The organism is Psychrobacter sp. JB385, assembly GCF_900163785.1.
GTDB lineage: Bacteria > Pseudomonadota > Gammaproteobacteria > Pseudomonadales > Moraxellaceae > Psychrobacter.
Map to the genome: position 1 here is coordinate 226,179 of NZ_FUKN01000013.1, position 15,436 is coordinate 241,614.

At 42.8% G+C, this 15,436-nt stretch carries 9 protein-coding genes; 8 read left to right on the top strand and 1 reads right to left on the bottom strand.

Annotation, left to right across the window (positions count from 1 at the left end; genetic code table 11):
- Window positions 1-11: 11 nt before the first annotated feature.
- A complete protein-coding gene (locus CZ794_RS08250; RefSeq protein WP_087041136.1) occupies window positions 12-5,006 on the top strand; it encodes a translocation/assembly module TamB domain-containing protein in 4,995 nt (1,664 codons plus the stop codon).
- 110 nt (window positions 5,007-5,116) lie between these two features.
- On the opposite strand, the gene hemP is transcribed toward CZ794_RS08250, so the two are convergent.
- Window positions 5,117-5,275, bottom strand: a complete 159-nt coding sequence (gene hemP / locus CZ794_RS08255) for a hemin uptake protein HemP (RefSeq protein WP_227672156.1) — start codon at window positions 5,273-5,275, stop codon at window positions 5,117-5,119.
- A gap of 305 nt (window positions 5,276-5,580) precedes the next feature.
- Between hemP and CZ794_RS08260 the strand changes: the two genes are divergently transcribed.
- From CZ794_RS08260 to argC, 7 genes are all read left to right on the top strand, one after another.
- Window positions 5,581-6,666, top strand: coding sequence for an NUDIX domain-containing protein (locus tag CZ794_RS08260; RefSeq protein WP_087041137.1), 1,086 nt, complete (start codon window positions 5,581-5,583; stop codon window positions 6,664-6,666).
- 443 nt (window positions 6,667-7,109) lie between these two features.
- Window positions 7,110-8,264: a lipocalin family protein gene (locus tag CZ794_RS08265; RefSeq protein ID WP_087041138.1), complete on the top strand. Its 1,155-nt coding sequence runs from the start codon at window positions 7,110-7,112 to the stop codon at window positions 8,262-8,264.
- A 332-nt stretch (window positions 8,265-8,596) separates the two neighbouring features.
- Complete coding sequence (locus tag CZ794_RS08270; RefSeq protein WP_087041139.1) at window positions 8,597-10,042, top strand: glyceraldehyde-3-phosphate dehydrogenase; 1,446 nt, start codon at window positions 8,597-8,599, stop codon at window positions 10,040-10,042.
- Window positions 10,043-10,362: 320 nt separating this feature from the next.
- Window positions 10,363-11,565: an Obg family GTPase CgtA gene (gene cgtA / locus CZ794_RS08275; RefSeq protein WP_087041140.1), complete on the top strand. Its 1,203-nt coding sequence runs from the start codon at window positions 10,363-10,365 to the stop codon at window positions 11,563-11,565.
- A 78-nt stretch (window positions 11,566-11,643) separates the two neighbouring features.
- On the top strand, window positions 11,644-12,816 hold the full coding sequence (gene proB, locus CZ794_RS08280; protein ID WP_087041141.1) for a glutamate 5-kinase: 1,173 nt from the start codon (window positions 11,644-11,646) through the stop codon (window positions 12,814-12,816).
- Window positions 12,817-13,070: 254 nt separating this feature from the next.
- Entirely contained in the window at window positions 13,071-14,207 is a 1,137-nt protein-coding gene (gene hemE, locus CZ794_RS08285) for a uroporphyrinogen decarboxylase (RefSeq protein ID WP_087041142.1), read from the top strand.
- A gap of 129 nt (window positions 14,208-14,336) precedes the next feature.
- Complete coding sequence (gene argC, locus CZ794_RS08290; RefSeq protein ID WP_087041143.1) at window positions 14,337-15,404, top strand: N-acetyl-gamma-glutamyl-phosphate reductase; 1,068 nt, start codon at window positions 14,337-14,339, stop codon at window positions 15,402-15,404.
- Window positions 15,405-15,436: the final 32 nt, after the last annotated feature.

Genomic DNA, 15,436 nt, shown 5'->3' on the forward strand with positions numbered 1-15,436 from the left:
AGTTGAGTGTCATGCTGACAAATAATACCCCGCCTAATAACTCACCAGAGGAAGATCCAGCACAGCGCGATGCTCGTGCAGTCAAACGTTGGTATCCGCTGTCTTTTTTACTTAAGCTACTGGTACTGATTTTAATCGTATTAGCGATTATGTTTGCAGTCTTTTTCTATGCGGTAGGTACCGATTCAGGTACCAAGTTTGTCTTAGACAAAATCAGTGCTGAGACAGGAATCAAGTTTAAATACGGGCGCGGTAACTTACGTGATGGTATTTGGATTACGGACATCGATATCGATGCGACTGAAGATCTTGAGGTGCTGGTCGATAAAGCCTATGTCAAGATTGGTTGGCGTGCCGTGTTTGCCAAAGAAGTACATTTGCGTGAAGCGGACATACAAACCATTGAGATTCTCAATAGTAAGCCGCCAACAGGTGAGCCATTCGACTATAAAACCTTACAGTTGCCAGTGAACTTGCGTTTTGATCAAGCTAATATTAAAAAAGTTATCTATAAGCAAGTGACTAAAGATCCTATCATTGTTCATGATATTGCTGCCCGTGATTTGACATGGGTCGGTAGTACAGTGACGGTTGGGCGTGGTGATCTACGCTATGCCGACATAGTTAAAGTCAGTGCGTTGCAAGGTAATATTGATTTGCAAGGGGATTATCCGCTGGACTTAAGCGCCATTGCAGAAGTCAGTGCCTTAGACAAAGCCTATATTGATCCGCTCAATATTACCGCAACAGGAACGCTAAAGCGTACAGTTGGTAAAGTACGTAGTCGCTATAATGATAGTGATGTGAGTGGCGATTTCGTTGTACAAGGACTGGATACTGATGCGCCGTTCCAAGCAAAATTGCAGTGGGATGATATTTTAATTCCCTATGCCGAAGATCAGAATATCCGTCTAAAAAGTGGTCGAGCAACTGCAACAGGGGTTATCTCAGAGATACGTCTGCGAATCAATACTGAGCTCACAGCAAAAGATATTCCGTCAGGTCACTATCAAGGTCGCGGTATTATCGCAAACAGTCAATTACGTATTGATCGCTTGGATGCCGAAGTGCCTGCGGGTCATTTGATATTGCAAGGTATTTTGGATTGGCAAAACAGCTTTGATGCAAAACTGCGAGCGACTGGTAGCAATTTTGACATTCGTAAAGCCATTCCGAATGAATATGCCGACTTTAAAGCGTATGCACCGCAAAAGCTTAACGGTAGGTTGTCATTGCATTATCAGCTTCAGAATAGATCTGGTAATACACAGATTGATGCAGATTTGCGTCAACGAGATGGTGAGCACCTCAATGCCAATATGGTCGCTGGTAAGACATCAGCGAAATCTAAGCAAGCAGCGCCTTGGTATATTGATGCAAGATGGGAGAACCTCATCCGTCGAAATGTACCCGATATCGGCAATATTGACAGTCCAAGTGGACAAGCGAATGTCATTGTTCAGGGGTCACGACTCTCTGTCGATGGCAAGGCCGTCATCAATGAGTTGAATGCTGCCCCCAAAGGAAACTACGATGTGCGCCTGCGTAAAGCGGGTGACGTCATTGATATTAACCGTCTTAACTATACAGGTATAGTGGGCGATTTATCAGGCACTGGACAGATTCAGCTGGCAAGCAAACGTCGTCCATTATCATGGCAAGTCGATGCGCGTACCAAGGGTCTGCTACCCAAACAGTATCGCAGTGATTTACCACTTGAGCGTTTGACTGGTAGCATCAGTGCGCGTGGTCGTCTATTGAATATTACCAAAGGCGGTGTAAGTGGTCAGCGCCATATCATTACTTTGAACAATACGGATTTGCAGGCACAGCTGGATGCCACGCAAGATAGCCGTACTATTGGCATCACAGGTGGCGGTGATGCCAGTGTCGATATCGTTGGTGGTGAGCTGTCTGTCTTTGATGCAAGATTCAATGGACAGATTGATACAGCCGATGTACCGAAAGGACGCCTTGTCATCGATGCAGCAGGCACGCCAAACCTGATCAGCATCCGCAAGGTCAATTACAATGGTGAAGCGGGCGCAGTGAATGCCAAAGGTGTTATTGATTTGCGCAAAAATATTGGCTGGACCATTGATGGCCGTTTTGATCAGTTTAATTTAGGCTATTTCTTGCCTAATAACCCAGCAATCATTACAGGTGATTTAAAAACCAGTGGTGAGTGGCAAACTGCGCCCAAAAACCAAGCCAATGCAGCAGGCAAGTTGCAGCGCTTTGCCGTCAATTTCGATGGCATACTAGATGCAGAGCAACTACCAGCAGGTAAGTTGACCATTGATGCTAGTGGCGATTCGCAACTGATTCGTATCAAACGTCTGCGTCATGTAGGCGCAGCAGGTAGTATTGATGCCAAAGGCACCATAGATGTGCGTCAAGGGATTGCTTGGGATATTGATGCGGTCATGGATCGCTTTAACCTAGGATACTTCCTTAAAGACACGCCAAGTCTTATTACGGGTACCATTAAAACGGATGGTCGTTGGAGTGATACACAGCAAACCATCAATGTTGATCAGATCGATCTTAGAGGCATGCTAAAAGGTCAGACGCTTAGCGCCAAAGGCAGTTTGGCCGCAAAAATGCGTCTGCCAAAAGACTTAGCAGGTTATTTCAAACGTCTCCAAACGCAAGACGCGCAAGCACAATACAGACAAGTTAATGCCTTGATTGATAGTTTGAATGCGGACAATCTGGTACTGCGTTGGGGTGATAATTACATTACTGCAAATGGTAATGCCAAGCAATTACAAGCAAAAATCAATATTACCAGTTTGGATCAGCTTTCAGACAAGCTGACAGGTAAAGTCACAGGCGGTGCGACTTTAGCGCAACCAGCAGGACAAGCGTTACCAACCATCTATATTGACTTGGTAGGTGAGCGTCTTGCATTGCCAGGTTTTGTCTTACGTCAAGGACGCGTGCGCGGCAAGCTGGTCAACTTGGCAAATAGCCCAAGCCAGCTGATTGTCACGGCTGAGGGTTTGGATGCAGCTGGTCAAAGCTTTAAACGCCTTAATGTTACCTTTAATGGCACTGAGCAGTCACATATCGTCGATCTAGGCGTTGCCAACGACCAGCTTGATATCAATGCAAGGCTTAAGGGCGGTTTTAATCGGAGCAATCTTAGCTGGTCGGGTGTGATTGGTCGAGGACGTATCAAATCTAAATACGCCACCTTAAACCAGTTACAGCCTGCACAACTGATTGTGAATTTACCTAATAACCAGAACGGTAAAAATAGTGACCTAAAAGTGCAACTGGCAGCGCATTGTTGGCAAGCTTCTGATCAAACGGGTAAGTTGTGCTTACGCGAAAACTTAGTGGCATCGCCAGATAAAGGTGAGGTCAATGTTGCTTTGCAAAATTTAGATACGTCATTGTTCTCAGTCTTTTTACCTAAAGATATTGAATGGCAAGCCAAGATTAACGGTAAGGCTATTGTCGGCTGGCAAAAAGGTAGCCCGCCAACTATCAATACGACATTATACTCGGATAATGGCAAAATCGGCCTAATCCAAGATGGTGATAGTGCACCTGTATCATTGCCTTACAAGCGTGTGTCACTTATTGCGTTATCAGTCCCTGAGGGTATCAAGCTGCGTACTGACATCAATACGGGCCGCGGTGCTCGCGGCTATGCTGAAGTCGTGGTTGACCCCTATAAAGCGCCTAAGCCAATCTCTGGTGCACTGGTGCTAAATGAGCTTAACTTAGCGGTATTTAAGCCTTTCTTACCAGGTATGCGAGTACTTGAGGGCAATATCACGATGGCAGGTGGGCTTGGCGGTACATTAGATACACCGCAGTTTTACGGTGATGTAAAGCTTGCTAATGGGCGTATTGCGATGCTTGACTTGCCAGTGAATTTGACCAATATAAATACTGAGGCCAAAATTCGCGGCACACAGGCAACCATTGATGGCTCGTTTAAAAGTGGTACTGGTAATGGCACTTTAACAGGGACAGTTAATTGGCAACAAAAGCTACAAGCCAAATTGAGTATCGTGGGAGAGCGTTTGGTCATCACGCAGCCACCGTTACTGGTCGCTGAGATTAATCCTGATGTTGATATTATCGTACGTCCAACTGATCGTTATGTCGATATTAAGGGCGCTGTCACTGTGCCTTCAGCGACTATTCGTCCACCAGAAGCCAGCGAAGATATCATTACACAAACCGAAGATGCCGTTGTACTTGATCGTCGTCTGATTGGCAATATTAATGACGTATTGGCTGTCTCAAAACCTTGGTCTATCAATGCTGATGTTGGCGTCGATTTGGGCGATGATATCAACTTCCGTGGTTTTGGTGCCGTGATTCCATTGGCAGGCGCGATTAATATCACTCAATCTGGTACGGGTGTCATGCGTGCAAGGGGTGTGGTGCAAGTATCACGTCGTACTAGTGTTGGTATCTTTGGTCAGAATTTAGACCTTAACTATGGCCAAGTACGTTTCAATGGCGATGTCATGAAGCCAAATCTTAGTATTGAAGCTGTTAAAGAGATCAGCGGTAAGACTGTGGGTGTACGTGTCAAAGGCAGTACGGAAAGTCCAAATATTGTTGTCTTTAATAATGCAGGTTTAACTCAGCAGCAAGCGATGAACGCTCTAGTAACTGGTCGAATTGATAATAGAAGTGCCACACAGATCAGTGAGCAAGGATTTAAGTCGCAAGTGACCAACAATTTGGCAGCCGCTGGATTGAATTTTGGTTTGGGTGGTACGCGTAACTTAACCAATCAAATTGGACAAGCCTTTGGTTTTCAAAGCCTGACAGTCGATGCGTCAGGTAGCAGTGAGGACACCAATGTCAATGTAACAGGTTATGTGTCTCCCGATTTATATATTCGCTATGGTGTCGGTGTATTCAATGCACAAAATAGCCTATCGGTTCGTTACCAGTTGACTCGTCGTATCTATGTTGAAGCGACTTCAGCGGTAGAAAACGTAGTCGATGTGGTGTATAGCTGGCAGTTTTAGAGTCTGGGTTTAAAAGACCATGCTGATGACGATATAATTTAAAACCAATAAAAAACGCCTTTTAATGAAGGCGTTTTTTTATAATTGATCTGACATTATGGTTGGTTATTTTATTTGGTTAGAATTAAACGGTTATTACGTGTTAGGCGCAAACGATACTCTTCACCTTCATGCTCGATTCTTACTTCTTTGGTTAAGGCAAATAAGTGTTGTGATTGTAGCGTGGGTAGGCGGTTTTCACGGCAATTTAAGTAACGAGAGATGACCATACTCATGGCAAATTCCTTTTGATAAAAAGTGGCTGAATAAATTAGTAGCTGAATGAATCAATAATAGTGTGACTGCCTTTTAACGATAATAATTATCATTTACATTCAATAATTTTGCAAGCCAATTTATAAAATAAAATGCAGTTATTATGTAAACTTATCTTAAGCAATCTACATGGATTATTTTTGCTAATTATTGCTTATAAAAATGATCATTGTAATCAATAGCTTAAGCTGTAATTAAATTTTTTACCCTGCTTGTTTAAAAAAGGCAGAGGTTACAATAACAGTAATAATGGAATCTTATGTTGAATAAAGCACGTAACCAACAAGAAAGTCAAAAAACCATCGTAAATGTAGCCGTGGCAGTCATTCACTACAAAGACCAGTATTTACTAGGATTTAGAGATGCAGCTCAACACCAAGGCAACCGTTACGAGTTTGTAGGTGGTAAGATAGACAATAATGAAAGTGGAGAGCAAGCCGTTATTCGAGAGGTTGCTGAAGAGACTGGCATCGCCATTCAGGATAACACTATCGTCAAACTTGGTCGTCTCCATCACGACTATGGCGATAAGCAAGTGAGCTTACAGGTTTATAAGATTGAGTTAACCACGGCGCAGCATGAGCAGTACAAACACTGTCAATATGGTTTAGAAGGTCAAGCACTGGTGTGGGTAAGTAAACTTGATTTGTTAACAGAGCAATACCCATTACCAGCCGCCAATAAGACCATTCTTAAATGGTTAAGCGTGCCGACTATGATTGCAATTACTTATCCGTTAACACATTCTGATCCAACATCAGCTTGGCTACAGTACCATCAAGAAAACCTAATGCTAAATAGCTGGGTATATATGCGAGTGAAAGAAGTAATGTCCGAGGACATAGTCGGGCGCTTAATGCATCAGCGTCCAGATCTTTCAGTCATTGTCTCTCATGATGCTGATCATGCCCTTCTAATGCCCGAAGATGTGGGCGCTGAAAATAAACATACCTCTCAGCAAGTAGTTGCTCATCACGTAACCCATACGGCACTGATGCAATGGTTCGACAGTATTCAAGACAGTAATGCATCAGCTCAGCTTATTTCGCACACGTATCCATTGATCGTCAGCTGTCACGATGCTGCCAGTATTAAAGCTGCCAATCGACTTGCCAGCGCCCGTTTACAGCAACAATTGCCACCAGTAATCGGCGCTTTTTTATCACCTGTATTGATAACTCAAACTCATCCTAATGCTGAGCCACTTGGTTGGGAGAGATGGTCAAGTTTGGCGCAGTTGGCAGATATGCCTATCATTGGTTTAGGCGGTTTGTCGCCCGCCATGATCGATCAAGCTTTGGCGTATGGCGGCATCAGTGTGGCGGGTATACGGCATTTTTATTGATTTTAAAATCTAAAAACCTTTTGCGATATTAAAATTTTCTTTGTAATTAATCACTTAGATTTCAACATAATATTATCTAAGACTGATGTTGATTAAAAAATCTTATTTTGAATAACGGATTTTTAACATATTTATCTGCTCAGTAACTATGTGTTTATTCCATAGCATAAACACATAGTTACTTACAAACCGTTGCTTTTTCCTACATTGCGACACTGTTCTAATCGTCCATCTGTCCTTAATATAAACTACCTAAACAAAGCGTCTTTACGTTACTTCCACTAATCCAGATGGTCACCCAAACGTTTTATTGCTATTTTGATAACCTGTAATTTTTATGCGCTTACTGGATATATTTTCCAAAATAAGTGGTAGATAAGATACTAAATATAATTAACGATAGATAAGACACGCTAACTAACATTATTAACAATGGTACCCATATGAAAACCAATAAGTTACCTAAATCAGCATGGCCTGATTCACAGGAAGCTGGTTCTCAGTCTTCGCAAGCTAGCCAGTCGAGCCGCTATTATAAGAAAGACAATAGTGCTCAGACCAGCTATGCGAGCAATGATTCTAGCTACAATCATGCTAGTTCAAACGACGATTATCCTCATCCTTTAGCTGAAAATGCCTCTAAACAATCTGGGCAAGATGGCTATTTTGGATATAAAAGTGCTAAACAGACGAAAGACCCTATTGTGACTGATCGTGGCAGTATGACGAATAATAAGATCAGTGGAGATTTCGAGATGCTTAATAATTATAAACAGCCACAGAAATTAAGTAAAAAAGAACCACTGATGTCAAAGTTTGTAGAAGAACAAGAAAGCACGTTAACAGAGGAGCTCGGACAAGAAACTGATCCATTATCTTCCAAAATTACTTCCTATAAAGAAATACCGGAGCGTGTATTTATGAATGGATTGATCAAGCATACAGGTATTGCTTTAGCGATTATCATTCCTTTAGCTGCATTCTCAGCCTATGCTGCAACACCACCAATGAATAACACGCCTAAAGCCAATGTGGTAGCGGATACAATGGCGACAGAGAATATCTCAATTAAGCCTGATGCAATCATACACAAGTCCGCTAGTACACCAACCACAGTCAATAGTGTGGATCTCAAAAAATATGCAGGTACTTGGTATGAAATAGGCCGCTTGCCTATGTATTTCCAGCGTAAATGTGCTGGTGATGTCACAGCGAACTATACCGAAAAGACAGATGGCTCAGGCATTGTCGTTACTAATAAATGTATGAGTGAAGATGGCTCTGAGATCACCGCTGAAGGGTTAGCTAAGCCAGTAGATGACACTGGAAGCAAATTAAAAGTAACCTTTTTGCCATCTTGGATTCGTTGGTTACCAGTGGGCCGTGCCGACTACTGGGTATTAGCACGAGATCCTGATTATAAGACAGCATTGGTTGGAACGCCTGATAAAGACTATTTGTGGTTGCTGGCTCGTTCGCCAAATATCAGTCAAGAAATCTATGCCAAGTATCGTCAAATCGCCCAGCAGCAAGGGTATGATTTGAAAGAATTTAAATTAACACCGCAGACAAACCAAACCACTCGATTGGTGCCATAATAATTTAAATATAGAACTAAGACAGCTTTCTGAAGCTAATGGGTTGTAATTGGTCAGTACAGAACACATAGAGAAGTAACGCCATTGATTTCTATTTTGTTTCTTAGATGACTAATAAATAATAATAAAGCGCCTTATCATACTAGTGGATCGGTTATCACTGGCAAAATAAGGCGTTTTAGGCTAAAATCTACGCGATCTAAATACTCTATTGTCAACAACTTACATTCATTGTGTTTGCTTGAGGCACCAGAGTGATTGCTTAGACTATCTATCATCACTTCTTATATTTTTCTTTATATATTATTGATCCCACATTACTGACCATAAGGATGTTTCTCGTGAGCAACGCTGATACCTTACGCCAACTACATCAAGACCATTTAAGCAACTACAACAATCAAGAGCAAAACGCAATCGAGCTTATGGGGTTACTAAACAAACTCTATAACGAGCAAGATGTGCAAGTGACCTTGTTCGGTGATACGCTTAATACGACTTCAACTGGTCAGATATTGGCATTGCATCAAAAAACAGCGTTACGCAACCAGAGCGCTCAGGCTATCGATATTGCTGAGACGCTAGCGATGGTAAAAGCATTAGCTGCTAATGACAGTCTTCAGTCAGCACAAGTGGACGTTGGTCAGTTAATTGCGAATGACAGCGATCTACAGACTGCGCTTCAAGCAGTAAACACCGATAACAATACCGTCAATGCTGCAGCCGATACTGTATTATATGGCTTTGGCCGTATTGGACGTATCCTGACGCGCTTATTATTGTCACAAGCGTCAAGCGCCAAAGGCCTACAGTTAAAAGCCATTGTCGTACGTCCTGCTGCTGCTGGTGATTTGGCAAAACGTGCGTCATTGTTAGAGCGTGATTCGATTCATGGCAGCTTTGCTGGCGGTGTTGTGGTAGATGAGCAAAACAATGGTTTGATTATTAATGGTCGTTTTGTACAAGTTATTTATGCTAATGACCCAAGCGATATTGACTATACTGCATATGGTATCAACGACGCTTTAGTCATCGATAACACAGGTATCTGGAAAGATGAAGCAGGCCTTAGTAAACATTTACAGTCTACTGGTGTTAAAAAGGTTCTGCTAACAGCACCTGCTGGCGGTGATATCAAAAACGTCGTTTATAACGTTAATAATAATACCGTTGGTGAAGATACGATTGTTAGTGCTGCTAGCTGTACCACCAATGCGATTACACCTACGCTAAAAGTGTTGAATGATGAGTACGGCATCGAAAATGGTCATGTTGAAACGATTCATTCGTTTACGAACGATCAGAACCTAATCGATAATTATCATAAGGCCGATCGCCGTGGTCGCAGTGCTGTACTTAATATGGTCATTACCAGTACAGGCGCAGCAAAAGCGGTTGGTAAAGCACTACCAGAGTTGAGTGGTAAACTAACAGGTAATGCGATTCGTGTTCCAACGCCAAACGTTAGCTTAGCGATTTTGAATTTGAATCTAAAAACTGCACCAAAAAGCGTAGAAGCGTTAAACGAATTTTTACGTAATATATCTAATAGCAGCACTTGGCAAACTCAGATTGCGTACACAGACTCGACCGAAGCGGTTTCAACTGACTTTGTTGGTGACACTCATGTAGGTATCGTTGATGCGCAGGCAACCATTTTGACGGACAACCATGCCATCGTTTATATCTGGTATGACAATGAAGTAGGCTATAGTACTCAAGTATTACGTTTGGCAACGCAAATGGCAGGCATCAGCTATACTCAGATTCCAGCATAAATTGTCAACATGTTAAAATTCAGATGCGGTAAAATGATATAGTAAGTCTAACATTGACGCTGCACTTGCTGTTATTGTCAGCAGTATTGATAGACAGCATCTGATATGTCATATCCAAACACCCGATAGTCCGATTGATTATCGGGTGTTATTGTCATAACGGATGACAGATAAAGTTAAATGTAGGTTGTCGGAACTGTGTCAAAGCGGCAGAAATCATTTAGAACAATTATTCATTTAGAAAAATATAGTGAAAACCTAAAAATACAGCCGTGGGTTGTACCAGTACATAAACTGGATTGTGAATTAAGGAACGTAAGATGCGATTTATTGATGAAGCCGTCGTAACGGTAAAAGCAGGTGACGGTGGTAACGGAATCGCCAGTTTTCGCCGAGAAAAATATGTGCCGCGCGGTGGACCTGATGGTGGTGATGGCGGCAAAGGCGGAGATGTTTACGTCATTGCAGAAGACAACACAAACACGCTAGTTGACTATCGTTATACCCGTCGTCATGATGCTATGAGAGCTGAAAATGGTCATAGTAGAAACTGTTCAGGTAAGGGGTCGGATGATCTTTATTTACCTGTACCAGTGGGTACAACTGTGGTCGATACTGAAACTGATGAAGTGTTGGGTGATTTGATTGAAATTGGTCAGACACTACTGATTGCCAAAGGCGGCGATGGTGGTCTAGGTAATACTCATTTCAAAAGCTCGACCAACCAAGCACCGCGTAAAGCGACCTCTGGTTTTGAGGGTGAGTTAAAAGTCCTCAAGTTTGAATTAAAAGTAGTGGCTGATGTTGGCTTAATTGGTTTGCCAAATGCTGGTAAATCGACTTTTATCCGTCAAGTCTCTGCTGCGCGACCAAAAGTCGCTGATTATCCATTTACCACGCTTGTACCGAACTTGGGTGTGGTCGATATTGGTCGTCATCGCTCGTTTGTGATGGCAGATATTCCTGGTCTGATTGAAGGCGCATCAGAAGGTGCAGGACTTGGTATTCGCTTCTTAAAGCATGTTGCGCGTACGCGTCGTTTGTTACACTTGGTTGATGTGAAACCAGTTGATGGCAGTGATCCTGTACAGAACGCTCGCGTTATCTTAAATGAGCTTGAGCGTTTCTCTCCAGAATTGGCTAACTTGCCGCAGATTTTGGTATTAAACAAAATCGATCAGGTCAATGAAGAAGACTTAAACGCGCTGTGCACGCATATCGTGGCTGAACTTGGTTGGACAGGTATGGTCTTTCGCACCGCAACCTTGACTGGTGAAGGTGTTGATGCGGTTAAATATCATTTGATGAATGATATCGAGCTTGAGCGCGAGCGTGAAATAGAAGATCCTATCTTCGCTGAAGCGCAAAAAGAACGTTTTGAGCGTTTAGAAGCCGAAGTGCGTCTAAATACTGAGGCTCAGCGTGAAGCCTATCGTGCAGCACGTAAAGCCGCGCGTGAAGGCTTAGATTTGTCTGACTTGGATGATGACGACGATGGTGTTGAGGTAATGTACGTTCCTTAAACCAATACGCTTGAGCAAGTATATTTGAATGTTTTAAATAACCCCCGTAATCAATTCGTATAATAAATAGGAGTTTATATGGCAGTTGACATAGCAAATACGACCGAAGAAGCAAGGTTTGTTAAACAAAATCGTAACTTCAATATTCAGCGCGTTATTGTCAAGATTGGCTCATCATTATTGACAAATAATGGTCGAGGGCTGGATCGTACTGCCATATATGAATGGGCGAAACAAATCGCAAAGCTACATAAACAAGGGGTTGAAGTACTACTGGTGTCTTCGGGTGCGGTTGCCGAAGGTGTGGTACGTATGAACCTTGAAGAGCGACCCAAAAAATTAGCAGCGCTACAAGCTTGTGCTTCTATTGGCCAGATGGGATTGATTGAAACTTGGTGGTCAGCATTGATCCAACACGGTATTCAAAGCTCGCAATTGTTATTGACGCATGATGATTTGTCTAATCGTAGCCGTTATCTCAATACGACAGGGGCGCTGACGCAGTTATTAGACTGGCGCGTACTACCTGTGATCAATGAAAATGACACCATCACGATTGATGAGATTAAATTTGGTGACAATGATACGTTGGGTGCAATGGCAGCTGCCATGGTCAATGCTGATTTATACATTATTTTGACTGATCAAGAAGGTGTGTTCACAGATAACCCGCGTGACAATCCTGATGCCAAAATGATTCGTCAAGAGCGTGCCATGGCGGACTATTTATTTGATATCGCAGGCGATGGCGGTAAGCTTGGACGCGGTGGTATGTTAACTAAAATCCGTGCTGGTCGTCTTGCTGCCATGGGTGGTTGTCCAACGGTCATCGTTAGTGGCGCCATTGATAACGTTATTACTCGTGTGGTGTCAGGCGAAGCAGTGGGTACGCTGCTTACGACTAATGAGGAAGACAAAATCATCGCTCGCAAGCAATGGCTTGCAGCGCATTTACGCATGTCAGGCAGTTTGGTCGTCGATGCTGGAGCTGCAAAAGCACTAACGGAGCACAATAGAAGCCTATTACCGGTTGGTGTTGTAGAAGTTCGTGGCGGTTTTGATGAAGGCGATGTGGTAGAAATTGTTCATCAAGATACAGGTGAGCGTATTGCAGTGGGCCAGGTGAATTTTGCGTCTCATGATGCGCGCCGCGCAGCTCGTGAGCGTACTGAGCAATTTGACAAAATTTTCGGTAGTAATGAAGAGCGGGTCGTTATGGTGCATCGCGATAACTTGGCATTGACAGTGTAACGTATCAAAAGTACAGAACATTGACTATGTAGTACGCTCCAATAGAGAGTCATTGCTCATAGTTAATGTTGTATTTTTTATTTGGCCGCTTTCAAAACATCTAGAAAATCATAATGTATGCAGTATTACATAATTCTAGATTAGCCAGTCTTATCTATACGTAATAATCGTCTACGATTCTTTTATCTAACTTTTTTATTCAGTACGGTATTTAGTATTTATCATAAATACCGTGCCGCTTTGGGGATTTATACATGAGTGCTTCAGACAATAGTAGCTCGATTCAGCAAGAGTTTGCACCTTTAAAAAACGACAGATTGCTACGAGCGCTACGTTTTGAGTCGATAGATACCACACCAGTTTGGATGATGCGTCAAGCAGGCCGATATTTACCTGAATATAAAGCGACTCGTGCAGAAGCGGGTGATTTTATGAGTTTGTGTAAGGACACCGCTCGCGCTACTGAAGTGACCTTACAACCGTTACGCCGTTATGATTTGGACGCGGCTATTTTATTCAGTGATATCTTGACTATTCCTGATGCCATGGGGTTGGGGCTGTATTTTGAGACTGGAGAAGGCCCTAAGTTTAAATATCCTATCCGCGAGCAGGCAGATCTTGATAGATTGCCAGTACTGGATGCTAATGACTCTTTAGATTACGTTATGCGGGCTGTGACAAGTATTCGTAAAGCGCTTAATGGTCAAGTGCCTTTGTTTGGTTTTTCTGGTAGTCCATGGACGCTAGCCACTTACATGATTGAAGGGGGTAGCTCAAAAGATTATCGTTATACCAAAGGTTTCTTATATAGCAATCCTGAGTTTTTACATCAATTATTGGATAAGTTGGCGACAGCCGTGATTGATTATTTGGATGCCCAAGTTGTTGCTGGTGCGCAAGTATTACAAATATTCGATAGTTGGGGCGGCGCACTTGGCCATCGTCAGTTTATTGAGTTTTCTCACGCTTATAACAAGCGCATTGTCGCTGAGTTAAAAGTACGTCATCCACAAATTCCTGTGGTTCTATTCACCAAAGGTGGCGGATTATGGCTTGATGTCCAAGCAGACAGTGAGGCTGATGCATTGGGTTTAGATTGGACGATGCCAATTGATCGTGCAAGACAGGTATTGACTGAAAGTCAGCGACAGTTAACCAAGCAGCATAAAAAGCTACAAAGCAGCAAAGCCATTCAAGGTAATTTAGACCCTGCCACGTTGTATGGTTCACCTGCCACTATTCGCAGCGAAGTAAAAGCGATGCTAGATAGTGCTTATGCTAGCGGTGAAAAAACAGGTTATATAGCAAACTTAGGGCATGGTATTACTCAGTGGGTCAATCCAGATAATGCCAAAGTATTTATCGATGCTGTACATGAGTATCAACTTTAAAGAATCAGAATACTAGTAGCTATATTATAGCTCTAGTGATTATCGTTTTTATGACCACAAACTTAATGTTAAGCTCAAAAATAGAGGTTACACTCTAGTATTTACTGCGTAATAGAAAAAGGACATCTTATGATTTCGGCGGCGATTGTTGGTGGTACAGGTTATACAGGTATTGAACTGATTCGTTTATTATCTGCACATCCTGAAGTGTCTATTGATCTGCTTACCTCACGTAGTGAAGCAGGTACAAGAGCTGACGAGATATTTCCAAGTTTGCGCGGTGTGTCAGACATTGTCTTTAGTGACTTAGGAGACAATACACTTGCAACACTACAACAGTGTGATGTGGTGTTCTTTGCAACACCTCATGGCGTGGCAATGCAGCAGGCGGAAGCATTGACACAAGCTGGTGTCAAGGTGATTGATTTGGCCGCCGATTTTCGCTTGCAGTCGTTAGCAGATTTTGAACATTGGTATCAGCAGTCGCATGCTTGTCCTGAGTTATTGAAAACAGCGGTATATGGCTTACCTGAAGTCAATAGAGATAAGCTTGCGAGTGCTTTAGTAGTAGGGAACCCAGGCTGTTATCCGACCACTGCTATTTTGGGTTTGAAACCAATTATCGATGCTCAAAATCAGCAAGCAGAAAGATTAATCGAATCACGTATCGTGATTGATGCAAAATCTGGGGTTTCAGGCGCTGGTCGTCAAGCGAAACTTGCGTTAAATTATGCTGAAACAACCGATAATTTTAAGGCGTACAGCGTTGAAGGACATCGTCATCTACCAGAGATTGAGCAAGGTGTTGCACAATTACTAGACAGTCAGTTTACGCATCGTATCCGCTTTTTACCGCATCTTGTACCTATGATTCGTGGTATGTTGAGTTCTATCCATATGGAATTGACTGAGGCAGGTGCTGCTATCGATTGGCAACAAGCCTTTGAAGAAACCTATGCGTCAGAGCCGTTTATCGATGTCATGCCTCAGGGGATTTATCCTGATACGCGTAGCGTTCGCGCTAGTAATCGCTTACGTATTGCGGTACATCAAGACAACGAACGTGCTGAGCTGACCGTTATCGTCGTACAAGATAATTTAGTGAAAGGCGCAGCCGGACAAGCGGTGCAAAATATGAATGTCATGTTCGGTTTTGATGAGTCTATGGGACTAAATTTTGCGCCCATCGTCCCTTAATAAGGATATGTTACTCGCACGTTGTTCATATT